The organism is Chryseobacterium lathyri, from assembly GCF_003290185.1.
GTDB lineage: Bacteria > Bacteroidota > Bacteroidia > Flavobacteriales > Weeksellaceae > Chryseobacterium > Chryseobacterium lathyri.
In genome coordinates, this window is record NZ_QNFY01000005.1 from 202,807 (window position 1) to 225,927 (window position 23,121).

Genomic DNA, 23,121 nt, shown 5'->3' on the forward strand with positions numbered 1-23,121 from the left:
TTAAAATTTTATCAGCATTTATTCCTCGATTAATTGGAGCTGTATGGCACGGTTAATAAGCTCCGTAGAATTTTTTGCTTGAAATTTTTGTAATAAATTTTTACGATGTGTATCTACAGTAAGTGGGCTGAGGAAAAGTTCTTCGGCAATCATGGCACTTGTTTTTCCTTCCGCTACCATCCGGAGGATCTGTTTTTCCCGTTTTGTAATCCTTGGCACAGGAAGATCGTTCTGTGAAGGTCTGCTGATGATCTGCTTTGTTTCCTCACAAAAAACAATATTTCCCGAAAGAGCCCCTTTGATGCACATTACCAGTTCATCTATTGATGTGTTTTTAAGGATATATCCGCTGGCCCCATTCTGGATAGCCTGCATGATAATGCTTCGTTCCGAACGGTTGCTGAACATGATCACGGAAGTTTTTGGCGATATTTTTTTGATTTCCAGGCAAAGTTCTATTCCGTTGGCATCCGGCAGTGTGATATCCAGAAGAACTATATCTATTTCATTGGACCGGAGAAAACTGATGAGGTCCGAACCGGATGTAAAAGTTTCCGAAACAGTAAGAAATGATTGGCTTTTCAGCATCATTTTTAATCCTTCTATAACGATAGGGTGGTCATCTACGATAACGATATTTATTTTATGAGACTGCATGGGTATTTAATTCAATATTAATAGTTGTTCCTTCGTTATCCGAATTGATCTCCATTTTGCCTTTAAGATAATCTACTCTGTTTTTAAGATTATGAAGGCCCATACTTTGAGACTTCCTGTAATCCTCTTCTTTAAATCCTTTTCCGTTATCTTCTACAGTGATCATGAAGTTTTCATCAGATTGTGAGCATTGAAGCAGTATATTGGTTGCTTCCGAATGTTTAACGGAGTTGGCCAATAATTCCTGTGCAATTCTGTAAATATTAAGCTGTATGGATAAAGGAGTACTTTTGCTAATGTTAATAGGCTGAAAGTCTACCTTAAGATCTTTTCGGATATAGAACTCGCACAGATCTTTAAGAGCGGTTTCCAGTCCGAAGCTCAAAAGGGATTCCGGCATCAGGTTTCTAGCCACATGTCGCAGTTCGGTAACTGAATTATCTAGTTGGTTTAGGATTTTGTAGAAATCTTTATGCCGGCCTGCTTCAAGGTGGGTTGAAGACCAGGTAGAAAAATTTATTTTAACTCCGGCAAGCATTCCGCCCAAGCCGTCATGAAGATCTTTGGCAATACGGGCTCTTTCTCTTTCTTCTCCTTCCAGAATAGCTTTTGTAAGGGCCAGTTCTTCTCTTTGCTGAATTTCTTTTATTTCCTGTTGAAGATTTATTTCGCGCTGTTCCGAAATTTTTTTGTTCTTTTTAAAATTTAAAAGACCTAAAATGATAAAGCCGGCTGATAACAGGGAGGCAAGTCCCAGAATCCACATGTATTTGTTTTTCTTGCTGATTTCCAGCTGCTTTTGTACTAATTCTTTATCTCTTTCGGATTTTCTGTATTTTGCTTCAAGAATGGCAATGTTTTTATGGATAGAAACCGTATTCAGGCTGTCAAAAGAATCTATATATCGTTCAGCATACAGGTTGGCTTTAGTTGTATCCTTAAGTGCGGTGTAATTTTTAGAAAGTTCTTTTAAAACTTCCTGCCTGTTTTTTTGATAGGGAGTGCTGGCATAAACTTCTTTAAAAATCTTATTGGATTTTCCATAGTCTTTCAGCTCACTGTTGAGCTGCCCTTCAAACAGCTTTATTCTTTCTGCAATAACTGTATTTTTATATTTTTCTGCATTGCTCAGCCCTTTGGCAAAAAGCTTTACGGCTTCCGGGTAATTTTTTTGCTTCATATGATAATATCCTAAAGTGCAGTAATAGAGTGAATAAAAATTGGATTCAGGATAATCTTTGATGATGGAATAGGTTTTCTCTAATTCTGTATTTGCCTGCGGCATTTTGTTTTCTCTCATCAGAGCATCTGCCTTAAACAAAACAGCTTCTCCCTTAATAGCTTTGGACTGTGCTGTTTGTCTTTTCAGTTTGTTGATAGAATTTTCAGCCAAGTTCATGTATTCTATTGCTTTGGGATAGTCCTTGGAGTTATAGAACAAGACTCCGATACTTTTATATAAAGCTCCTGTAAGCTCATAATCTTTCAGGGATTTAGCCAGGGGTATTGCTTTATTCGTGATGATGTTCATAGACTCTACTTCCTTATTCTGAATGATCTTGAATAACGCTTTATTCTGGAACATGATGATCCTTATTTTTTTGGCTTCATTACTGTTGTATTTTTTCAAAAGCGATTCAATGTTTGTGAAATCTTTTTCCAGAAGATTAACGGCATCTGTCTTTGTATAGTTTATAATGGACTGATAATAAAGTCCTATATCTCTGTACACCGGACTGTTGGAAGAGCTTTCCAGACCTTGTTTCAGGTACTTCTGATAATTTTCAATATCCTGCTTGGTAAAATAGGTTGCAGCAATCTGGTAAGACTTAATGGCTTTTACCGTATCCACAGCTTCATTGTTGGCAGCCAGAACCAGACTGTCAAAATTACTATTCTTTTTCTCTAAAGAATAGAAATAAAGAGATTGTGCCTCAATATTGAGTATGCCGAAAAACGAGATTAATAATGCAAGTAATTCTTTTCCCATGCTTTCTGTGTAATCATGATTTATATTATGAATTTATTAAAAAAAACAATATGCACCTGTAGTGTACTTCATTTTCTTAAGATAGCTACTTGGAGATAAGCATGAAATACCTAAAAATAGGTAGATGTAAATACTGTTTTTTATGTATTGTTCCTTCCGGACATACAGAATAGTTTTGTGATACATATCTGAATCAACTTTAAAGCATGAATAATAAAGACATTGAAAGGTTTGATGAAAAAACATAGAAATAAATGCAGATAAGAATTAGTTTAAAAATTAAAATATGAGAATTATGAAAAAAATCAATTTACACAGAACATTCAGAAATGCAGTTGCTTTTTTGATGACAGCGCTTCTCTTAGGCTTTGTATCTTCATGCAGCAAAGATGATGACGATGTTGATGCAGGGGGAGAAGTTGTAGGTGGAGGCGCCAATTATAAAATAACAGTTACTTTGAACGGGGTAAATTCTACCGATGATTATGTTTCGGTAGTTGCTTCAGGAAGTGATCATCAAAACAGCACTTCCATATGGAAAATTAATGGGACCATTCAAAACGGACAAACAGCTGTAGGATTAAACGACAATAGTTTTACCGGTTCTACCAAAACCTATATTATTGAGACCAATTCCCCTATTGCAGGCTTGTCAGCTTCCATTCAGGTGGTGAACTTTAACTCTTCCATTACGGGAACTTATAAAATAGAAAAAAACGGAACCGCAGTAGTTGATGAAAATATTAATTTAACAACCAACGGGGCCGATTTTACGAAGCATTATTCATTCAATTAAATGATTATTTATATACAGGAAAGCTTTAATAATTTTATCTCTAACTCTCTTCAAAGATGGAGTAACTTTTCAGGTTAAATTTTGTATTAAAAAAGAGAGACTCAGGTTACAGAGTCTCTCTTTTTTGAATAATATTATTGAAAATTTTTACAGTACCTTCACAATAAAGTAGCTTTTCTTACCCTTTTGAAGCAGTAAAAATTTACCGTCGATAAGATCACTTTCATTGGCGGTATAAGTATCGTTTACCTTTTCTTTGTTGACGGAAATTGCATTTCCTTTGATCTCCCTTTGAGCTTCACTTTTAGACTTTAAAAATCCTGATTTTTCAGAAAGAAGATCAACAATACTAATTCCCAGGACATCAGCTTTGGCAACTTCTTTTTGCGGTACACCGTCAAAAACCTCAAGGAAAGTTTCTTCATCCAGGCTTACCAGATCTTCAGCTGTAGAGCGTCCGAACAGAATTTCCGAAGCTTTTACTGCCTTTTCATATTCGTCTCTGCCGTGTACCCATACCGTTACTTCCTCAGCCAGTCTCTTTTGAAGTTTTCTTTCATGTGGAGCTGCTTTGTGCTCTTCAATTAAGGCTTCAATTTCTTCTTTTCCAATGAATGTGTAGAATTTAATGAATCTTTCAGCATCTTCATCGGTGGCATTCAGCCAGAACTGGTAGAATTTATACGGGGATGTCTTCTTTTTGTCCAGCCAGTAATTTTCTCCGCTTTCAGACTTCCCGAATTTAGAACCGTCGGCTTTAGTAATCAAAGGAACTGTTAATGCAAATGCTTCTCCCTGGGCCTTTCTGCGAATCAGTTCAGTACCTGTAGTGATATTTCCCCACTGATCAGAACCTCCCATCTGAAGCTTTACATTATTATTTTGGTACAGATGAAGGAAATCATATCCCTGGATTAGCTGGTAAGTGAATTCCGTAAAACTCATCCCGTCTGCACCGCTTTCCCCGGAAAATCTCTTTTTCACAGAATCTTTAGCCATCATATAATTAACGGTGATGTTCTTCCCTACGTTTTTAGCAAAATCAAGGAAAGAAATATTCTTCATCCAGTCATAATTGTTGACTAATTCAGCCTTGTTAGGACCATTACCATCAAAATCCAAAAACCTTGAAAGTTGGTTCTTTAAACAGTCTACATAATGAAGAAGAGTGGCTTCATCCAGCAGATTTCTTTCGGCAGATTTTCCTGAGGGATCTCCGATCATTCCTGTAGCACCACCTACCAAAGCAATCGGTTTGTGTCCGTGTTGCTGGAAATGTGCTAAAATTTTGATCTGGATAAGACTTCCGATATGCAAAGAATCAGCAGTCGGGTCAAAACCAATATATGCAGTAGTTACCTCTTTATTCAGTTGTTCATCGGTTCCTGGCATCATATCGGCAAAAAGACCACGCCATTTTAGTTCTTCTATAAAGGAATTCATCTATAATTTTCTTTAAAATTTTACGATGCAAAGATAGTAAATTCAGGAGTATAGAGAAGAGATGTCAGAAGGTAAAAAAATCAAAGGATAAAAAGGCCTGTCTGCACCTTTGTGCTTTCACTTAAAAAAATTATATTTGTTAATAATGAACGAAGAACAGCTATTTCTGCTTATTCAAAAGGCAAAAGAAAAGGACCAGAAGGCCCAGACCAAGCTCATCAATATTTTTTGGGTGGATGTTTTCTCTTTTGTCATGAAAAAAGTAAAAGATGAAAATGATGCAGATGAGATTACGGTGAATGTTTTTTCCAAAGTGCTGTCGAAATTGGATATGTACGATCCGCATTTTCAATTTAAGACCTGGGTATTAACCATTGCCCAGAATACAGTCATTGATTTCTGGCGGAAAAGAAGCCGCGAAAACCAGGATCCTACCGAAAACCTGGATGAGGTTAAAAACCAGTTCGCAAAATCTCCGGAAGAGCTGATGATCTCCAATGAAGAGCAGAAAAAGATCATCAAAACCATTGAATCGCTGGATGCCAATTACCAGGATATTATTAAACTACGTTTTTTTGAAGAAAAAAGCATCAAGGAAATTGCAGAAGAGCTTGGAATTTCCGTCGCCAATACTAAAGTAAGGGTGATGCGTGCTAAGAAAGTCCTTGCCGAGCTGCTAAAAAATAATGAATTTGATGATAATTAAATGATTAAGTAAGATAATCAGTTTCATTCAGTCTTAAAAGCAAAGCTTACCTTAATAATCTTAAAGGCTTAATGGAATCTTAATGATTCAAAATTTTCACAAATAAACTTCCTCTTTTGTCTTAGGAAGAACAATTTTCCTCGGCTCCTTCTGATTCCTGTTTTGCAGATCTATTTTCAATCCTTTTTTAATATAGGTTTCCTGCTTGGATTTACCATATTCAGAAGTATTTTCAACTTCTTTTTTATAATTGAGCTGCCCTGTGGAAAGATTAAAGTCTATGTCTGCCCAATAATCTCCGGGTCTGCCATACGTTGAAGAATGGCCGATCAGTTCAAAATGGCCGTTTTGAAACCTGTATTTATCCGTGTAGCTCCATTTCCAGCTGCTGCCGCCTGCCTGGGTGATATTCAGGACTCCTTTTTCAATAGTTGTTTCCTGGTAGGGATCGCCCATCATCCCTCCGCCGGCACTTTCAAGAATGGCATTCCTTGATTTACTCAGGATCATCCATGTTCCGCCACTTCTTTTCTGAATCTGGATCTCACGGATTTTACCCAGTTCACCTTCATCTGCTGTAGTATAAATAACCACTCTTTCAGGAATTTTATCACCATCCAGATCGCCTTCCACAGTGTCAATGATTTCTGAACCTGCCGGCTGAAGTTCTTTCTGGGCAAAGCAAAATGTACTGATAATAAGGGATAGGGTAAAAAAGATCTTCTTCATAATTTAATTTTGGTGGTTTAAAATTACTAAATTATATGTTTCATCAATGTTTGTCTTTGATTGTTTCGATAAAAAAATCACTAACTTTGAAGCTCAATTTGAGAAATAAATGGAGAATTTAGTTCAAGATACTACCGTTCAAAAACCAAAGTGGATCCGCGTAAAACTTCCTACCGGAAAGAATTACAGAGAGCTTAGGACTTTGGTCGACAAATATAAATTAAATACCATATGCCAGAGCGGAAGCTGTCCGAATATGGGTGAATGCTGGGGAGAAGGAACGGCAACGTTCATGATCTTAGGAAATATCTGTACAAGAAGCTGCGGATTCTGTGGTGTAAAAACAGGAAAACCACTTGATGTTAATTGGGATGAGCCTGAAAAAGTGGCCCGTTCTATTAAATTAATGAAGATCAAGCATGCTGTTCTTACCTCTGTGGACCGTGATGATTTAAAAGATATGGGCTCCATCCTTTGGGCTGAGACTGTAAATGCGGTAAGAAGAATTTCTCCGGGAACGACGATGGAAACTCTTATTCCGGATTTCCAGGGGCTTACCAAACATATTGACAGATTGGTAGAAGTGGCTCCTGAAGTGATCTCTCACAATATGGAAACCGTAAAACGTCTGACAAGAGAAGTAAGGATCCAGGCTAAATATGAAAGAAGCTTAGAAGTTCTGAGATACCTAAAAGAAGCTGGCCAGAGAAGAACCAAAACCGGGGTAATGCTTGGTTTGGGTGAAACTAAAGATGAGGTTTTCCAGACCATTGAGGATATCAGAAATGCCAATGTAGATGTAATCACGCTTGGACAGTATCTTCAGCCTACTAAAAAACATCTGCCGGTAAAAAGATTCATTACGCCGGAAGAGTTTGATGAATTGGGAGATTTTGCAAGAAGCTTAGGTTTCAGACACGTAGAAAGCTCACCGTTGGTAAGAAGTTCCTACCATGCTGAAAAACATATTCACTAATAATATAACTTAATAATATAATCGCTTCACTCGAAGCGGTTTTTTTATTTTAAACACTTAATATTTTGAGTAATGAACTCGGTGATGAGAGATATCTCTTAAATTAAAAAATTGATCACTTTCCTCCTGACAAAATCTGTCGGATCATATTCCCCTCCCTTGGAGGGGTGGCAAAAATTCAAAGAATTTTTGACGGGGTGGTTAAAAAAATAATCAATTCCGAACCTCAATATTCTTCAAATGCTTTTTCCTGAACTCTGAAGGCGTTTCACCCGTATGCTGCTTGAAAAGTTTATTAAAATAGGATAGGCTCTCGAAACCTACCTGAAAGCAAACCTCCGTCACAGAATAATCTTTAAGCAGAAATATCTTAGCCTGATTGATCCTGTAATTGTTAACAAAATCCGTGAACGTCATATTGGTCTGCTTTTTAAAATAACGGCAGAAAGCAGGCGTACTAAGGCTTACAATCTTTGCAATTTCGTTGACATTAGGCTTCTTATCATAATTTCCATGGATGTAATCGTAGATGGTTCCCATTCTGATCTTGTCATTCAGGAACCATTTTATCCTGGTGTCTTCCTTATTCAGTTCTCTTACTTCATCTGAGGCGGCGAGAATCTGCAGAATTTCAATTAATCCTATAAGAGAATCAAAAGAGTTTTTATCCTTGATTTCATGAAGTTTTTCGACAACCTGCTTTTTTGTTTCTCCTGAAAATGAAAGCCCTAAATAAGACTTTTCCAGGAGCTTTTTAATGTTTTCAAACTCAGGAACGGGAACAATAATATCCTGAAGGAAATTCTCCCGCATCTGAAGCACTAATTGTCTGCATTCCGTCTGGATACCATAATCAAAATTAAGATGAGGAACATTGGATCCTATCAGAAGCAGATCGCTTTCTGTAAAAACAGAAATATCCCGGCCTACATGCCGGATTCCGTTGATGGCTTCTACATAAACAAGCTCTATTTCCGGGTGATGATGCCAGAAAAAACAGTTCTTTAAAGACGGTGAAAAAAGCTTGAAAGACTTTCCGTTTTCAAACTCTATGACTTCTTTCTGGATTCTCATTCTGTTCTGATTTGATTGATTCTGATTTTAAATTTACATAAAAAGGTTAATATGGAGCAAATTTTTATCATTTCAGGAGAAGTAAAAACCGATATTTCTCTCGAATTTTGCACTTTCAAAGTAAAGATGGGATTCTGTTTTTATTTTTTATAAAAATCACTTAAAATTAATTCGAAAAAGAAGTTTACTCATAATGAAGATTGATAAAAGAATAATACCGCTGGCTATAGGCGGTCTTGGAATAGGAACTACAGAGTTCACCGTAATGGGGCTGCTTCCTGATATTGCCAACACCTTAAAGATTACCATTCCTGAGGCCGGGCATCTGATTTCGGCTTATGCCATGGGAGTTGTAATTGGAGCACCGATCCTGATCGGGTATTCAGTGAAATTTCCGCCTAAAAAAGTACTGATGGTTTTGATGATCCTTTTCACACTTTTCAACGGACTTTCTGCGGTAGCTCCTGATTACACTACGATGCTGATCATCAGGTTTATGTCCGGGCTTCCTCATGGGGCATTTTTCGGTGTAGGAACGGTAGTTGCATCGCGGATGGCAGGAAAAGGGAAAGAGGCATTTTACATTTCTTTAATGTTTACAGGACTTACGATAGCCAACCTCATCATGGTTCCGCTGGTAACCTATATCGGGCATGCTTATCATTGGAGACTGTATTTCGCAATTGTAGCATTCATTGGCCTTTTTGCCATATTGTTTCTTAAATTATGGCTTCCTGCTACAGAGGCCAATCAAGATACCCACTTCCTGGAGGAATTGAAATTTCTTAAAAATAAGCAATCATGGCTGGTTTTAGGAATTACAGCGATTGGGTTTGGAGGTCTTTTCACATGGCTCAGCTATATTACTCCTTTAATGACGATCGTAGCGGGAATCCAAAGCAACCAGATGGCGTATGTGATGATCCTTGCCGGTGCCGGAATGGTTGTTGGAAACCTTGCAGGAGGATTTATTTCTGACAGGCTGGGGCCCGAAAAAACATGTGCATTATTGATATTTCTGATGATGATTTCTCTGGCAGGAGTGTTTTTCTTTGCAGATAACCAGAATATGGCACTCATACTAACATTTGTTTGCGGAGCACTGTCGATGTCCGTTGCAGCACCTATTAATATCATGATGATGAAAGCAGCTCCAAAGAGTGAAATGATGGCTGCAGCATTTATGCAGGCTGCATTTAATATTGCAAATGCGATGGGAGCATTTCTGGGAGGAATTCCTTTGGAATATGGGTTTTCCTTCAAATATCCTTCGTTAGTAGGAGTGGGGATGACATTCATCGGTCTGGCAATAAGTTTAAGATACAGATATTTGTACGGCAAACAAGCTCCTGATGATGAAACAGCGGTAGAATGTGTGCCTTGTGATAAGTAATTGTAAAGCTAAGACTAAGTTCAAATCAATTTCTAAATTTTGTCAAAAAATGTAGATGAGTTAATTATTTTATAAGACAGCTTAAAGGTTTATAACCAGCTGTATACATACAAAAGAGGCTTTGTTCAACGACAGAACAAAGCCTCTTTTCTCTTTATAGTATAATGCTAAACTTCTACTTCATTACCGTTTTTACACCAGTAAAGTGCATTATATAAGTTTTCTTTAGGAAAGGATTTGAATTCTCCCGGCATCAGAACACTGAAAATATCCGTGAAGTTCTGTACCCCTTCTTTATCTGTAACAATAGCCGTACGGTTCCATTTTGTAAGATTTTTTAATCCTAAAAATGCGTCTTCAAGCCATGCGCCCATGGTGAAATTATCCAGATCAGTATCCAAATACAATAAGTAATTCAGCTCACCAAACTGATCTACTTTTTCTTTTACATGAGGAATGACAAGGTTTTCAAAATCTTTTTTCGTCACATCTCCGGTTGCACTGAACGCTGCAACATTTTCCGGAGCTTCTGGAATAATCGTTATCATACTAATTATTTTAAATGGTTGGCTTTTAAAACTGGGTACAATAATTGCACCATAAATTGATAAAAAATCGTTAAAATACTTATAAATGTTATTGTTTTAAATGTAATATTCAATTATGGATCTAAAATCAAACGAACCTTTCTGGCTTTTAAAAAACGGACTAATAACTTCTTATCCGTCTCTGAAATCAAATAAAGATTGTGATGTATTAATTATAGGAGGCGGCATTACCGGAAGCCTTATTGCCCATCAAATGATTAGTGACGGCTTTAAAACGATCCTGATTGATAAACGTGAACTCTGTAACGGCAGTACTTCAGCAACTACTTCCATGCTGCAGTATGAAATAGATGTTCCTCTTTTTGAGCTTGAGGAGCTTATTGGTAAGAAAGGAGCTGTAGAGAGCTACAAAGCCTGTTCTGATGCAATAGATAGTCTCGAAAAACTTTCAAAACAGATCAGGTCTGATGCGGGATTTAAACGAAAGAAATCTCTGTATTTCGCATCAAAAAAGAAAGATGTCAGCTGGCTTAAGGATGAATATGCTGCAAGAAAAAATGCCGGTTTTGATGTAAAATGGCTGGAAGCAGATCAAATTGTAGAAAAGTTTGGACTTGAAAATACATATGGGGGAATTGTGTCCAGACAGGGAGCCAGTATTGATGCTTTTAAGTTTGCTCATGAACTATTTAAACATAATGTAAGAAAAGGGTTAGAAATATTTGATAAGACTGAAATGATAAAGATGGAATACCATAAAGGTTTTAATCTGGTCACGGTAGACAGCGGTTTTCAGATCAAAGCTAAAAAAGTGATCTACTGTATCGGGTATGAAAGTAAAAACCTGATCAAAGAAAACTTTGTTGATTTAAAAAGTACGTTCGCCATCGTTTCAGAAATCGATGACGACAAATTCAAAAATATGGACAGTACGCTGGTCTGGAATACTGATGATCCTTATATTTACATGCGTACAACAGATGATGGAAGACTTCTGATCGGTGGAGGAGATGAAGATTTCAACGATGCTGCGAAACGTGATGCTCTTCTCGATAAAAAAGAAAAAGAGATTCTGAAAAACCTGAAAAAAATAAAACCCGATTATCATTTTTATACAGATTTTGTATGGGCCGGAACTTTTGGGGAAACCAAAGACGGGCTGCCTTATATTGGGGAGCATAAAAAATTTAAGAACTCTTATTTTGTCCTGGGTTTCGGGGGAAATGGAATCACTTTTTCTGTGACAGGGATGGAAATGGCTTCACAGTTTATGAAAAATAAAAAACACGTGTTGTCTGAATATTTTCAATTCGGGAGATAAAACTGGTAGCTTCTGGAACCTTTGTCGCCAGTGTAAGCGGGTATTAAGAAAAATGCAATAAAAAATGGTGGCTGCGAAGCCACCATTCCTATTATTTCGAAGTATATCCATTCGTTTTTGCCTGCTCCAGAATAGATCTTTCAATTGCTTTCCCAAGATCATCAGAATCTGCATTGCCCCGTTTTTTCATTTCGGTATCAATATATTCCTGGCGTTTTCTTGACAGCTCTTCAATCTCCTTCTGGATTTTCTCACGCTCTGCAGATTTTACAGCAACAGCTTTTTTAATTTCTTCCTTGCTTTTGCCTTTTAATTCAGCTGGCAGCGCATCATCCTTCACAGTAGCAATAAATCCTGCATCACTTTCAGCTTTGTCCACCAGGTCCCAGTGGTCATTTTTATAAGCATTTTTTTTAGACTTGGCTACGGTTCTTTCTACGTAATTGGAAGCCGACTGAACTTCTGCATTCCTGTCCTGGGTAACCTGCTTAAGCTTATATTCAGAGCCATGACTTCCATAATAAATATAGGTATCATTCAGCTTTGTATTGCATTCTGAGATTTTTACATCATAAGGCGTTTCAATATAAATCACCTTTCTGTCACTGTCAATATTAAAATACTTGCCGCCGCCCACTACTGCTCCGTTCTGCCAGAAGGTTTGTGTCCCTTCTTCTCTATTCCCGCAGAAGATAGTATTGGTATAAATGTTTTTGTTTTTAGCTTTGGAAATGACTTCCTTGTAATTTACTTTTCCCTGATCAAACGGCTCATTGCCGGCGATATAAATCAGTTTCATGCTTTTTTCGTTGCCATCCCAGTTCAGATTCATCGAGGCATCGCGGATCACAGCACCGCAATATTCACTTCCCCCATTAGTTCTTAAGGCAAATAATTTCTCGGAAACCAGATCCAGATCCTGCGTAAGAGGAGTAACCTGGCGGATATAATTTTCATCGCGGATCCCGTCATTCCCATATTCATAAAGGGCAATTTCAACCTGTGGAGTCTGTCCGTTATACTTTAGGGTGGTTAAAGTATTCACAATATTCCAAAGCCTTGATTTGGCCTGATCGATCAGCCCGTCCATACTGTTGGAAGTATCCAGCAGAAGGGCAACCTGGATTTTATTATCCTTTGATGTTACTGCAGGCTGTACTACTGAAGCATTTTGTATAAATGCTTCCCTGCCTGATTTATTACTGTTTGAGCAGCGGATGTCTGAAAAACTGCCTGAGCTTAAAAATGCGCTACCAGCTGTTAATGCTAAGATTTTTAAAGTTGTCATAATTCTATTTTTATTGGTTATCTGTTATAATATTGAACCCATTTTTTCGGACCGAACTTTAACTGTCGATGTTTCTGTATGCTTCAGTAATAAATGTCGTTGCAGGTTTATTGTTTTAATTCCTGAAGTAAAATTATCTGTATTTAAGGCTGAAAATTGGGAGACTTGGTGAAATGAGACTTTCACTTGGTGAACTTTAAAAACTGTTTAAGACAAAAAAACAGCCCTTCCGGACTGTCTTTTAAATCTGTTAATTCTAAAGGATTTCGTATCTCGTTTTGATGCTGTATTTCAGCTTGATATTTTCGATATTGTCAAAAGAAAAATCTACCGCAGTATCTGCCGCTTCCAGCTGTACATTTCTGATGCTGCTTTTATAGGCTACAGGAAGAACCGTATCGCTGGTGTAATCTTCAATTTCGATAATCTCAAGAGGAGCTCCTGTCTTTTTGCCCATACTCTCCAACAGATAATCTGCCTTTTCTTTTGCTGCTTTTAGGGCATTGATCTTAACGGTTTTCTTAAAATCAGAAATTTTAGTGTTCTTCACTTCGGCCACATTCAGATTGCTTACCCATTTCTGGTTGAGGTCTTCAAATATCTTGTTGATATCCGATTTTGTATTGGCTTTGAACTGGTAGCTCTTCGTGAATTTTCCATTTTTAGCATACACATTCTGGTACATGGATTTAAATTTGATGTCTTCATTCTTCACGCCGTATTTCTTTAATGTTTCAAACAGCTTCTTTTCATTGTCTGCCAACTCATTCTTGTTATCCGCTTTGATGCCGATGCTGAAGATGATCTCATCCGGTTCCACTTCCATTTCTGCAATACCTGTAACTTCAATTGCATTTTTCTTTATCTCCTGTGCATTTGCAAAAGTTCCCAGGGTAAAGATTCCGATCAATAAAAAATGTCTCAATTTCATAATTTCTTGTTTTAAATTCTGAAGTAAAATTACTGCGATCTGAAACCGAAAATGGAGAGACTTGGTGAAATAAGGTTTTCACTTGGTGGATGGTCACAAAAAAAGACGATCCCTGTGAGAATCGTCTTTTCAAATTTTTTAAATGTGATTTAAACTATCCGGAATGGTTCAAAAATGATTAATAGATAAAGTAAACCTTCGAGATTTTATCGTTTTTAATTTCATAAATAGCTGTTGCTTCAGTCTTTACACCAGGTCTCAGGCCCGAAACGCTCTCTTTATCGATAACGGAATTAAGATTCACAATCCTCTGCTTGATTTCGCAATGCAGATCCGGAGATTTATCAAACAGATTGGAATAGGATTTTCTCATGGCTTCCTTTCCTTTGCTGATCAGCTTTCCGGGAAACAAATACAGTTCTACGTCCTCTGCATAAGGCTCCAGAAATGCTTCAATATTTCTTGCGTTATAAGCATTCACCTGCTGCTGAGCCAGAGATTCCGGCGTCACTTTTACAATTCTTTCCCGGTCTATAGGAAGTCCGCTTTTTATAACCATATCAATATCAGTAAGGTGGTCCAGATTTTCAACAGGATTTGAATTCAGTAAAACAAGATCCGCTGCTTTTCCCACTTCAATGCTGCCGGACTCCTTTTCTTTATTAAGGATTTTCGCAGGATTAATGGTTGCCGACTGAAGAATCTGCCATTCATCCATCCCGCTTTCCTTCATGGCCTTAAGTTCTGTGATAAATGATGATGCATGTTGCGTTCCGATGTTTCCGGCGTCCGTACCAGCAGCGATTGTTACACCTCCTTCAGCCATTTTTTTGAGATTGACAGTTCTGATGGAGTCCGTTTTTGAAATATAAGCTTTGGTCTTCGGCTCGCTAAACCTTGTTTTACGCTTATTAAGCATAACAGAGTCTGAAGTTTGTGTAAGGTGCTTCAGGTCGTACATAGAGCCAATGCTTTCAGGATGGGAATTTTCCAGCTCATAAGTATTGTAGGTCTTCTTTTGTCCGTAAGTATCATAATAATTATCCATTACCGTAAGGGTAGGGCATACAATAACCTTTTTTGATTTTAAAAGCTTTATAAAATCATCAGAAATCAATTCATCCTCTATATTGTGTACCAGGAAATCGGCACCGTTTTGTACAGCTGTTTCTGCGGTGAAGCGTTCTGTTGCATGAATGGCAACCTTTAAATTATTTTTATGAGCTTCATCAATAACTGCTTTTATAGCAGGTTCCAATTCCTTTGCCTGTTCTTTCTTTTTCTGCACATCTCCCGTTACAATATACCATATCTTAATAAAATCAGGTTGATAAGGAATCTGTTCCTGAACCAGTTTTTTAGCCTCATCAACAGACGAAAGCAGTCTGAAAGGCTCATCTTTATTAAGATTTTTAAAAGCTTCAGGTTCATAAGTAGTAATGAGTGGTCCCGACATATACACTGAAGGCAGGCGTACATTCTCTTTCAAAGAATCCCTGAGTTTTAGCAAATTATACGTTGCCCCGGGATCAATCACTGACGTCATTCCCATTTTAAGATAACGCTGCAGAAGACCTTCCATATTATGATGGCTCCAGCTGATCTCTTTTTCATAAGGAACATGTTTTCTGAGATCAAGGGCATCCGGCCTTGTATACAGACCACCGCTCTGGAAAAAATGGACGTGTGCATCCGTCATTCCAGGCATTAGGTATTTACCTTTACCATCAATAACATGGGAATTCTTCGGAATTTTGATCTGTCTGCTGGGTTTTATTGCTGTAATTGGCTTTCCTGAAAAGACAACAGTCTGGGCAGGAGTCAGTTTTTTGTGAATAACATCTACAACAGTTACATTTTCAATATAAATCTGCGCATGCAAAATGCTCATACAGAAAAAGGCTGCCAATGCGATCTGGAATTTTTTGCTCATGAGTTTGGGATAAAGTAACAATACAAATATAAGAAAAGGTGAACTGCCCTCTGTTACAGAATTTTAAGGAGCATGTAAAGAGGAAAGATTGATTTTTAATTGGGCAAACTGGGTGAAATGAAGTTTTGACTTGGTAAAGAATAGGAAAGGATACCTAAAGTTTTACTTACTTTGCATGCAAGATCTGAAATCTGTGAAATTAGTTTTTAAAATACTGTTTATCTTCATGCTTGCTGTAGGAAATTTTTGTACAGCACAGGATTCCATGCAGGTTACTCAGGCCTACAAATCTGCGGCCAGACTCAAAAAAGCAGTAGACAATAACGATAACAAAGGTGTTGCCGATACCTATGTAGGAATTGCTAATAATTACTACAATCAAGGGAATTATGCCAAGAGCGAAGAGTTTTTAGTCAAAGCCAGAACCATTTACAAAAACCTTAACGATAAGAAAAATCTGGAATCTGTCACCCGGAAAATTGCCCAGTCACAGGAAAAGCAAAACAAAATAACTCCGGCCATCAGCAATTACAGCATGGCGGCCGAGATGAGTTACAATGAAAAAAGCAGAGCGGTCAATACCAATGATGCGGCAAGGCTTTCTTCCCCCAACGCTGAACAGAAGGTAGAGGCCATTCAGGATAATATCAATATAGGTCTTAAAACAAAAGATAAAGGCGATCTGGCAGCAAGTTACAGCCAGATGGCAGATGTTAATATACAGCAGAAAGATATTCCTAAAGCAGAAGAAAACCTCAACAATGCTTATGTTCTTTCTAAAAAAGAAGCTCCTCAGCAGGCATTGGAAATTAATCAGAAACTGACCAATTTCTATGTTGAAAACAGGAATTTTGAAAAAGCCATTGAGGCCAAAAAGAAAGTCCTGAAAGAAGATTTTGTCAAAGAAAATTCACAGGAAAAGGTCAACCAGATCCAGGAGCTGGCTGATATTTATATAAAGAAGAATGATCCGGAAGAGGCTGTGGTATTATTAAAAAATGCTTACGGAATCGCTCTGGAGAAAGGGCATACACTTGAAGCTCAGAAAAGCGTAAAACGACTGGATAGCCTATACAGTATAACAGGAAATACGGATGCCTCAGTGTCGCTGTATCGCGATTTCCTTGGGAGACTTCCGGATATTGTGTCCAAAGACAGAAGCCTGATAGATAATAAAATTCTGGAAGATACTGAGCAGAGAATTTCACAGCTTGAAAAGGAAAAAGAGCTGAAAGATCAGCTGATCCGTAAGAAAAATGTCTTTAATTATAGCCTGATCGGAGTTCTGATCCTGTTAACCGGACTGATTATCTTTATCTTCAGAACGCTGAAGAAAGTTCAGATTAAAAATAAAAAAATCGCCCTGCAGTCATTACGGCGTGAAATGAATCCGCATTTTATCTTTAACAGCTTAAACAGCGTCAATCATTTTATCGCGACAAATAACGAACTGGAAGCTAACCAGTATCTTACGAAATTCTCTAAATTAATGCGTGGCGTCATGGAAAATTCCACCGAAGATTTCATTCCTCTTCAGCAGGAGCTGGATTTGCTTCAGAATTATCTTGCTCTCGAAAAGACACGTTTTGTCGATAAATTTGATTATGAAATTAGGGTAGACGAAAGCCTGAATATGCAAAGCCTGAAAATTCCCGGAATGCTTGTCCAACCGTTCCTTGAAAATGCGGTCTGGCACGGACTGCGCTACAGAAGTGAAAAAGGATTTTTGAAATTAAGTTTTGAAAAAGAAGACCAGCATTTAAAAATCACCATTGAAGACAACGGAATAGGGATTGAAGAAAGTAAAAAGCAAAAAACCGAACACCAGAAAGCAAGAGAAGGCCGCGGAATGAAAAATACACTCGAAAGAATTCAGCTCCTGAATGATTTGTATAAAAAAGATATTACCTGCTCTGTAAAAGACAAAGAAAATAGCAGTGGCGTTTTGGTTACCTTAAAAATTAATCTTATTTAAAGCAATGAAAGCCTTAAAAAAACTTCCTGTCAGATCCTGAATTCAAAAACGGAAAATATCAGTAAATCCATCCACCACTTAAGACCTGTTATCTAATATCTGTAATCTCTAACCTGAAAAAATGAAAATACAATCCATAATCGTAGACGATGAGATCATTGCAAGAGAAGTTCTCAGAAATTATATCACGAAATACTGCCCGCAGGTAGAAATTGTAGGAGAGGCAGAAAATATCAAAGAAGCCGTTCCCCTGATTGCTGAAAAACAGCCGCAATTGGTCTTCCTGGACGTAGAAATGCCTTTCGGAAATGCCTTTGATGTGTTGGAAGCTACCAAAGAATTTTCCTACGAAACTATCTTCATTACAGCATTTTCTCAATATTCACTACAGGCACTTAATAAATCGGCTAGTTATTATATTCTAAAACCGATAGATATTCAGGAACTCATTCTTGCAGTAAATAAAGTAGCAGAAAGCCTTGAAAGTAAAGAAGAGCTCAACCGTAATAAAATACTTCTCGAAAATTTAAAATTGAAACCTGAAAAACAACAGCTCATTCTTCCTACACTTCAGGGATTTGATGTTGTAAAAACTGAAGATATCCTAAGGCTGCAGGCAGACGGAAATTTCACACAGGTTTACCTTACCGACGGCTCAAAAAAGATGGTCTGCCGTTTCCTGAAACATTTCGATGACCTGCTGGAAAATCCTTTTGTAAGGGTTCACCGCTCCCATATCATCAATGCAGGATTTGTAAAATCTTACCATAAAAGTGGAACTGTAATGCTTTCAGATGATACGGAAATTGAGGTTTCAGGCAGTTTTAAAGATAATTTCCTGAAAGTCTTTTCCTAGAATTTCTTTCCTTAACAGCTTAAAGGCATTATTTTTGAAGTTTTCACCGCAATCACGCAAAATATCCAATTATGAAAACTCTTCAGAAAATTGCGGTTCCGGTTACATTAGGTCTTCTGGGGCTGGTTGTTTACAATTCCTGTTCTCCCGGAATTACAAAAGGAGCTGTTGCCGTCAATAATTTTGATGCTAAAAAATATCTTGGAAGATGGTACGAAATTGCCCGTTTCGATTACAGGTTTGAGAAACATATGGATAACGTCACCGCCGAATATTCCGAAAATTCAAACGGTTCCATCAGTGTCCGCAATAAAGGCTATGATTATGTTAAAAAAGAATGGAAAGAATCCATCGGAGAAGCCAGGTTTGTAAAAGATAAAACCGAAGCCCGCCTTAAGGTTTCATTCTTCAAACCAATCTGGGCCGGTTATAATGTAATTGATATCGATGAAGATTATCAATACGCCTTGATAGCAGGAAGCAGCGTAAAATACCTTTGGATTCTATCCAGGACAACCTCTATTCCTGAAAGCATAAGACAGCGTTTCCTCGAAAAAGCGAAAAGATTAGGATATAATACCGATGAGCTTATTTGGGTAAGGCATAATCAGTAATTTAGAAATCACTATTTTAGAGAAAATACCAATTGTGAATTTTGCTTTGCAAGTGTGAACTTTTTAGAGCCAAGATCCCAGACTGAAGTTAGGGTTTAGAGGATTATTTAACATGCCCAGACTCTTTAACCAAAAAGCTCGAATCCAAACATGAAAATTCATAACTCAAATTTACTTTAAAAATCCTATAGCACTCAGACCCCATACCTTTACCATAGCAAAATAGTTATAGTTTTAAACAGTATCAGCCAAAGATAAAAAAAATCATTTTATGTTGTCATAGCCGCAGATTTTTACGTCATTTGCAGGACATTTTCTTTCAAGAATTTATATATGGAAAAAGCTGTTCTGATTACTATAGGTGATGAAATCCTTTCCGGGAACACCATTGATACCAATTCTAATTTTATTGCCGCAGAACTTAAAAACATAGGCATACAGGTTACACAGATTTTTACAATTTCAGACGAGATTGCCATTATTAAAAATACTTTAAAAACTGCTTTTGAAATTGGAGACCTTGTCATTACAACAGGCGGCTTGGGCCCGACAAGAGATGATAAAACCAAAAAAGCACTGGCTGAATATTTTAATGATGAAATTGCACTGGATGAGGCAACCTTCAACCATCTTAAAAACTATATGGAAAGACGCGGCCGCCTGGATATCCTTGAAAGAAACAGAGAACAGGCTTTTGTTCCTACAAAATCGGTTGTTTTTCAAAATCATTTCGGAACCGCACCATGTATGATGATGAATCAGGATGGAAAATTATGTTTCAGTCTTCCCGGGGTTCCTTATGAAGTGAAACCGTTAATCAGGGAACAGATCATTCCTTATTTAAAAGAAAAATTCAATCTTTACTATATCCATACCAGGATAGTTTCTGTAGTAGGCATTCCCGAAAGTATTCTCGCAGATATTATTGAAGAATGGGAGCTTGCCCTTCCTGAAAATCTTGCATTGTCTTATCTTCCGGTAGGAACACGTGTGAAATTGAGGCTGACTGCTTCAGGAGATAACGAAGCTGCTCTGAAACAGCAGGCAGAAGATGAAATCCAGAAGCTTCTTCCTTTGGTAGGTGATCACGTTATCGCCGTGTCGGAAGACAAAATAGAAAAAATTCTGGCAGAAATGCTTAACGATAGAAAACTGACTATTTCCACTGCAGAAAGCTGTACCGGAGGTGAGCTGGCAAGAATGATCACATCCAATTCAGGAAGCTCAAAATATTTTGTAGGGGGAATTGTACCTTACGCCACAGAAAAGAAAATAGAAATTTTAAAAGTCTCCCAGCAGACTGTAGATGAATTTACAGTGGTAAGCGAGCAGGTGGCCAGCGAAATGGCAAAAGGATGCCAGAAATTATTTGACTCCGATATTTCCATGTCCACAACAGGTGTTGCGGGCCCTGGTAAAGGTGAGGACGGTAAAGAAGTGGGAACCATTTTTTATACCATACGGATCAAAGACAAAGAAGTTACTTCAAAACTGTACATGCCTCATCTGGACAGACTTGATTTTATGAATTTCGTTTCCCAGAAGATCATTCAGGATCTGGTAGGCTTATTGATTTCGGAGTAGTTTTTTACTAAAATAATCAAAAATTATAATTGTTAATTTTTTATTGAAAAGAATTGTAACAGATTATAAAAAAAACAGACATATACTATAAATTTGCTATCATAATGAAAAAACTAACGCTTTCTTTGTTTTTACTGGCAGGAGTTTGCTCACTTAATACAGTGAACGGACAGGCAAAAGCCGTGAAAACAGCAGTTAACAGCACAGATAAAGGCTTGGATATTAGCCTTATGGACACTTCTGTACGTCCGCAGGATGATTTTTATAACTACGTAAGCGGAACTTGGATGAAAACCGCTAAAATTCCATCCGATAAGCCGACCTGGGGAAGTTTCAACAAACTGGCAGAAGATACAGATAATAACTCAATGACTATTCTGAACTCTCTTCTGAAAGATAAATTTGAAGATGGAAGCGAGGGTAAGAAGATCCAGGATCTGTATGCTACTTATATGAATATGCAGAAGAGAAATGCAGACGGAATCAAACCTATTCAGGCTAACCTGAATAAAATTGATGCGATTAAAAATCTGGCTGATCTTCAGAACTATTTGATATCTGTAACAAAAGACGGAGAAAATACTTTGTACGGATGGGGTGTTGATGCAGATCTTAAAGATTCTAAAATGAATGCCGTGTACTTAGGAAATGCTTCTCTGGGATTAGGAAGAGATTATTATCAGAAAGTAAACGAAAAAAATACTGAAGCTCTTGCTGAATATCAGAAATATGTAGCTTCCATGCTTAAAGAATTAGGCTACAAAAATGCTGATGCAGCGGCAAAAGGAATCGTTGATTACGAAAAAAGCATTGCAAAAACATATCTTACCAACGAACAGAGCCGTGACAATACACTGCAGTACAACCCTAAAACAATGGCTGAGCTTTCAACATTGGTAAAAGGTGTTGATATCCCTGCTTACCTTAAAAAAGTAGGAGTAACTACAGATAAAGTGATCATCGGAGAAATTGGATATTACAAAGAATTCGATAAATTGGTGTCTGCTCAGAACCTTCCTGTGATCAAGGATTATTTAAAATTCCATATGATTCACGGAAGTTCATCTTACCTGAGTGAGAAATTGGGGAATATGAGATTTGACTTCTATGGTAAATACCTGAGAGGTCAGCAGGAGCAGAGAGCATTGAACAAGAGAGGTTTTGAATTGATCAATGGTACACTTGGTGAAGCTTTCGGAAAATTATACGTTGAAAAATACTTCCCTGCTGAAGCGAAAGCACAGATGGTGGAACTGATTGACTATTTAAAGAAAAGCTTTGCGGTTCATATCAACAATTTAGCGTGGATGTCTTCTACAACGAAAGAAAAAGCAATGAACAAACTGAACAAGTTTACAGTAAAAGTTGCTTACCCGGACAAATGGAAAGACTATTCAAAATTAGATATCGTTTCTGAAGCTAAAGGTGGAAATCTATACAGCAATCTTCAAAATATTTCCGAATGGCAGTACAATAAAGATCTTGCAAAAATCGGTAAAGCTGTGGACAAAACAGAATGGGGGATGACGCCGCAAACGGTAAATGCTTACTATAACCCGGTAAATAACGAAATCGTTTTCCCTGCTGCAATTCTTCAGCCGCCTTTCTTCAATCCTAAAGCTGATGCTGCCGTAAACTTCGGAGGAATCGGTGCTGTTATCGGACACGAAATGAGCCATGGATTTGATGATTCAGGAGCCCAGTTTGATGCAGACGGAAACCTGGTAGACTGGTGGACGCCGGAAGATAAGGCCAACTTCGAGAAAGCAACTAAAGCTCTTGCTGCTCAGTATGACAAATACGAGCCTGTAAAAGGAACTTTCGTAAACGGTACCTTCACAAACGGTGAAAATATCGCTGACTTAGGAGGAGTAAATATTGCTTACGATGCGCTTCAAATGTACCTGAAAGATAAAGGAAATCCAGGGAAGATCAGCGGATTCTCTCAGGATCAGAGATTCTTCCTAAGCTGGGCAACCGTTTGGAGAACTTTATCCAGTGAAAAATATATGGTGAACCAGGTAAAAACTGACCCGCACTCTCCGGGATACTTCAGAAGTTTCGGTCCACTCATCAATGTTGATGCTTTCTATAAAGCATTTGATGTGAAAAAAGGAGACAAATTATACAAAACTCCGGAAGACAGAATCAAAATCTGGTAAAATAACAAACCGCTCAGCAATGAGCGGTTTTTGTTTTTAAAAGAGGCTATGTCATAGTTTATTACACGACGTGTTCTGTCGCTACACTCCTATACCTTTGATTTCAGAAGTTCTTGCAAGAATTTTATCAACATTAAAATTTAAC

General features: G+C 37.7%; 19 protein-coding genes. 10 read left to right on the plus strand and 9 right to left on the minus strand.

From position 1 onward, the window contains the following. Positions 1 to 18 precede the first annotated feature (18 nt). Positions 19 to 657, minus strand: a complete 639-nt coding sequence (locus tag DRF61_RS08575) for a response regulator (protein ID WP_111956002.1) — start codon at positions 655 to 657, stop codon at positions 19 to 21. Next, complete coding sequence (locus tag DRF61_RS08580) at positions 644 to 2,647, minus strand: tetratricopeptide repeat-containing sensor histidine kinase (protein WP_111956004.1); 2,004 nt, start codon at positions 2,645 to 2,647, stop codon at positions 644 to 646. Before DRF61_RS08580 ends, DRF61_RS08575 begins: the two co-directional genes overlap by 14 nt. Before the next feature lie 295 nt (positions 2,648 to 2,942). Between DRF61_RS08580 and DRF61_RS08585 the strand changes: the two genes are divergently transcribed. Next, entirely contained in the window at positions 2,943 to 3,443 is a 501-nt protein-coding gene (locus tag DRF61_RS08585) for a hypothetical protein (protein ID WP_111956006.1), read from the plus strand. A gap of 147 nt (positions 3,444 to 3,590) precedes the next feature. Here DRF61_RS08585 and tyrS read toward each other — a convergent pair whose 3' ends face one another. Continuing rightward, positions 3,591 to 4,886 carry a tyrosine--tRNA ligase gene (gene tyrS, locus DRF61_RS08590; RefSeq protein ID WP_111956008.1) on the minus strand — a complete coding sequence of 432 codons (1,296 nt, stop codon included), beginning with the start codon at positions 4,884 to 4,886 and terminating at the stop codon, positions 3,591 to 3,593. A 145-nt stretch (positions 4,887 to 5,031) separates the two neighbouring features. On the opposite strand from tyrS, the gene DRF61_RS08595 reads away from it, so the two are divergent. Next, positions 5,032 to 5,592 (plus strand): RNA polymerase sigma factor, encoded by a 561-nt coding sequence (locus tag DRF61_RS08595; protein ID WP_111956010.1) that lies wholly within the window; start codon positions 5,032 to 5,034, stop codon positions 5,590 to 5,592. 96 nt (positions 5,593 to 5,688) lie between these two features. Here the strand turns inward: DRF61_RS08595 and DRF61_RS08600 are convergent, their stop codons facing one another. Continuing rightward, positions 5,689 to 6,321, minus strand: a complete 633-nt coding sequence (locus DRF61_RS08600; RefSeq protein WP_111956012.1) for a hypothetical protein — start codon at positions 6,319 to 6,321, stop codon at positions 5,689 to 5,691. A 109-nt stretch (positions 6,322 to 6,430) separates the two neighbouring features. On the opposite strand from DRF61_RS08600, the gene lipA reads away from it, so the two are divergent. Beyond that, positions 6,431 to 7,297: a lipoyl synthase gene (gene lipA / locus DRF61_RS08605; protein WP_111956014.1), complete on the plus strand. Its 867-nt coding sequence runs from the start codon at positions 6,431 to 6,433 to the stop codon at positions 7,295 to 7,297. Between the two features lie 213 nt (positions 7,298 to 7,510). On the opposite strand, the gene DRF61_RS08610 is transcribed toward lipA, so the two are convergent. Then, a complete protein-coding gene (locus tag DRF61_RS08610; RefSeq protein ID WP_111956016.1) occupies positions 7,511 to 8,371 on the minus strand; it encodes an AraC family transcriptional regulator in 861 nt (286 codons plus the stop codon). Positions 8,372 to 8,564: 193 nt separating this feature from the next. Between DRF61_RS08610 and DRF61_RS08615 the strand changes: the two genes are divergently transcribed. Then, positions 8,565 to 9,764: an MFS transporter gene (locus DRF61_RS08615; protein ID WP_111956018.1), complete on the plus strand. Its 1,200-nt coding sequence runs from the start codon at positions 8,565 to 8,567 to the stop codon at positions 9,762 to 9,764. Between the two features lie 167 nt (positions 9,765 to 9,931). On the opposite strand, the gene DRF61_RS08620 is transcribed toward DRF61_RS08615, so the two are convergent. Then, entirely contained in the window at positions 9,932 to 10,312 is a 381-nt protein-coding gene (locus DRF61_RS08620) for a SpoIIAA family protein (protein WP_111956020.1), read from the minus strand. A gap of 115 nt (positions 10,313 to 10,427) precedes the next feature. On the opposite strand from DRF61_RS08620, the gene DRF61_RS08625 reads away from it, so the two are divergent. Then, positions 10,428 to 11,633: an NAD(P)/FAD-dependent oxidoreductase gene (locus DRF61_RS08625; protein ID WP_111956022.1), complete on the plus strand. Its 1,206-nt coding sequence runs from the start codon at positions 10,428 to 10,430 to the stop codon at positions 11,631 to 11,633. Between the two features lie 91 nt (positions 11,634 to 11,724). On the opposite strand, the gene DRF61_RS08630 is transcribed toward DRF61_RS08625, so the two are convergent. The 3 genes from DRF61_RS08630 to DRF61_RS08640 all read right to left on the minus strand — a co-directional run bounded on the left by DRF61_RS08630 (position 11,725) and on the right by DRF61_RS08640 (position 15,785). Further along, positions 11,725 to 12,921 (minus strand): vWA domain-containing protein, encoded by a 1,197-nt coding sequence (locus tag DRF61_RS08630; RefSeq protein ID WP_111956024.1) that lies wholly within the window; start codon positions 12,919 to 12,921, stop codon positions 11,725 to 11,727. 256 nt (positions 12,922 to 13,177) lie between these two features. Next, a complete protein-coding gene (locus DRF61_RS08635) occupies positions 13,178 to 13,852 on the minus strand; it encodes an SIMPL domain-containing protein (protein ID WP_111956026.1) in 675 nt (224 codons plus the stop codon). 178 nt (positions 13,853 to 14,030) lie between these two features. Continuing rightward, positions 14,031 to 15,785 (minus strand): amidohydrolase family protein, encoded by a 1,755-nt coding sequence (locus DRF61_RS08640; RefSeq protein WP_111956028.1) that lies wholly within the window; start codon positions 15,783 to 15,785, stop codon positions 14,031 to 14,033. A 193-nt stretch (positions 15,786 to 15,978) separates the two neighbouring features. Between DRF61_RS08640 and DRF61_RS08645 the strand changes: the two genes are divergently transcribed. The 5 genes from DRF61_RS08645 to DRF61_RS08665 all read left to right on the plus strand — a co-directional run bounded on the left by DRF61_RS08645 (position 15,979) and on the right by DRF61_RS08665 (position 22,976). Next, positions 15,979 to 17,760 (plus strand): histidine kinase, encoded by a 1,782-nt coding sequence (locus DRF61_RS08645; RefSeq protein WP_228452500.1) that lies wholly within the window; start codon positions 15,979 to 15,981, stop codon positions 17,758 to 17,760. A gap of 121 nt (positions 17,761 to 17,881) precedes the next feature. After that, positions 17,882 to 18,616, plus strand: coding sequence for a LytR/AlgR family response regulator transcription factor (locus tag DRF61_RS08650; RefSeq protein ID WP_111956030.1), 735 nt, complete (start codon positions 17,882 to 17,884; stop codon positions 18,614 to 18,616). A 71-nt stretch (positions 18,617 to 18,687) separates the two neighbouring features. Further along, entirely contained in the window at positions 18,688 to 19,230 is a 543-nt protein-coding gene (locus DRF61_RS08655) for a lipocalin family protein (RefSeq protein WP_111956032.1), read from the plus strand. A 333-nt stretch (positions 19,231 to 19,563) separates the two neighbouring features. Beyond that, positions 19,564 to 20,814, plus strand: coding sequence for a CinA family nicotinamide mononucleotide deamidase-related protein (locus DRF61_RS08660; protein ID WP_111956034.1), 1,251 nt, complete (start codon positions 19,564 to 19,566; stop codon positions 20,812 to 20,814). 104 nt (positions 20,815 to 20,918) lie between these two features. Further along, positions 20,919 to 22,976, plus strand: a complete 2,058-nt coding sequence (locus DRF61_RS08665) for a M13 family metallopeptidase (RefSeq protein ID WP_111956036.1) — start codon at positions 20,919 to 20,921, stop codon at positions 22,974 to 22,976. Positions 22,977 to 23,121: the final 145 nt, after the last annotated feature.

Coding starts and splice junctions, on each gene's coding strand:
- DRF61_RS08635 (WP_111956026.1), bottom strand. CDS start 13,852: ATGAAATTGAGACATTTTTTATTGATCGGAATCTTTACCCTGGGAACT.
- DRF61_RS08600 (WP_111956012.1), bottom strand. CDS start 6,321: ATGAAGAAGATCTTTTTTACCCTATCCCTTATTATCAGTACATTTTGC.
- DRF61_RS08655 (WP_111956032.1), top strand. CDS start 18,688: ATGAAAACTCTTCAGAAAATTGCGGTTCCGGTTACATTAGGTCTTCTG.
- DRF61_RS08665 (WP_111956036.1), top strand. CDS start 20,919: ATGAAAAAACTAACGCTTTCTTTGTTTTTACTGGCAGGAGTTTGCTCA.
- lipA (WP_111956014.1), top strand. CDS start 6,431: ATGGAGAATTTAGTTCAAGATACTACCGTTCAAAAACCAAAGTGGATC.
- DRF61_RS08595 (WP_111956010.1), top strand. CDS start 5,032: ATGAACGAAGAACAGCTATTTCTGCTTATTCAAAAGGCAAAAGAAAAG.
- DRF61_RS08630 (WP_111956024.1), bottom strand. CDS start 12,921: ATGACAACTTTAAAAATCTTAGCATTAACAGCTGGTAGCGCATTTTTA.
- DRF61_RS08575 (WP_111956002.1), bottom strand. CDS start 657: ATGCAGTCTCATAAAATAAATATCGTTATCGTAGATGACCACCCTATC.
- DRF61_RS08620 (WP_111956020.1), bottom strand. CDS start 10,312: ATGATAACGATTATTCCAGAAGCTCCGGAAAATGTTGCAGCGTTCAGT.
- DRF61_RS08640 (WP_111956028.1), bottom strand. CDS start 15,785: ATGAGCAAAAAATTCCAGATCGCATTGGCAGCCTTTTTCTGTATGAGC.
- DRF61_RS08580 (WP_111956004.1), bottom strand. CDS start 2,647: ATGGGAAAAGAATTACTTGCATTATTAATCTCGTTTTTCGGCATACTC.
- DRF61_RS08650 (WP_111956030.1), top strand. CDS start 17,882: ATGAAAATACAATCCATAATCGTAGACGATGAGATCATTGCAAGAGAA.
- DRF61_RS08610 (WP_111956016.1), bottom strand. CDS start 8,371: ATGAGAATCCAGAAAGAAGTCATAGAGTTTGAAAACGGAAAGTCTTTC.
- DRF61_RS08585 (WP_111956006.1), top strand. CDS start 2,943: ATGAAAAAAATCAATTTACACAGAACATTCAGAAATGCAGTTGCTTTT.
- DRF61_RS08660 (WP_111956034.1), top strand. CDS start 19,564: ATGGAAAAAGCTGTTCTGATTACTATAGGTGATGAAATCCTTTCCGGG.
- DRF61_RS08625 (WP_111956022.1), top strand. CDS start 10,428: ATGGATCTAAAATCAAACGAACCTTTCTGGCTTTTAAAAAACGGACTA.
- tyrS (WP_111956008.1), bottom strand. CDS start 4,886: ATGAATTCCTTTATAGAAGAACTAAAATGGCGTGGTCTTTTTGCCGAT.
- DRF61_RS08615 (WP_111956018.1), top strand. CDS start 8,565: ATGAAGATTGATAAAAGAATAATACCGCTGGCTATAGGCGGTCTTGGA.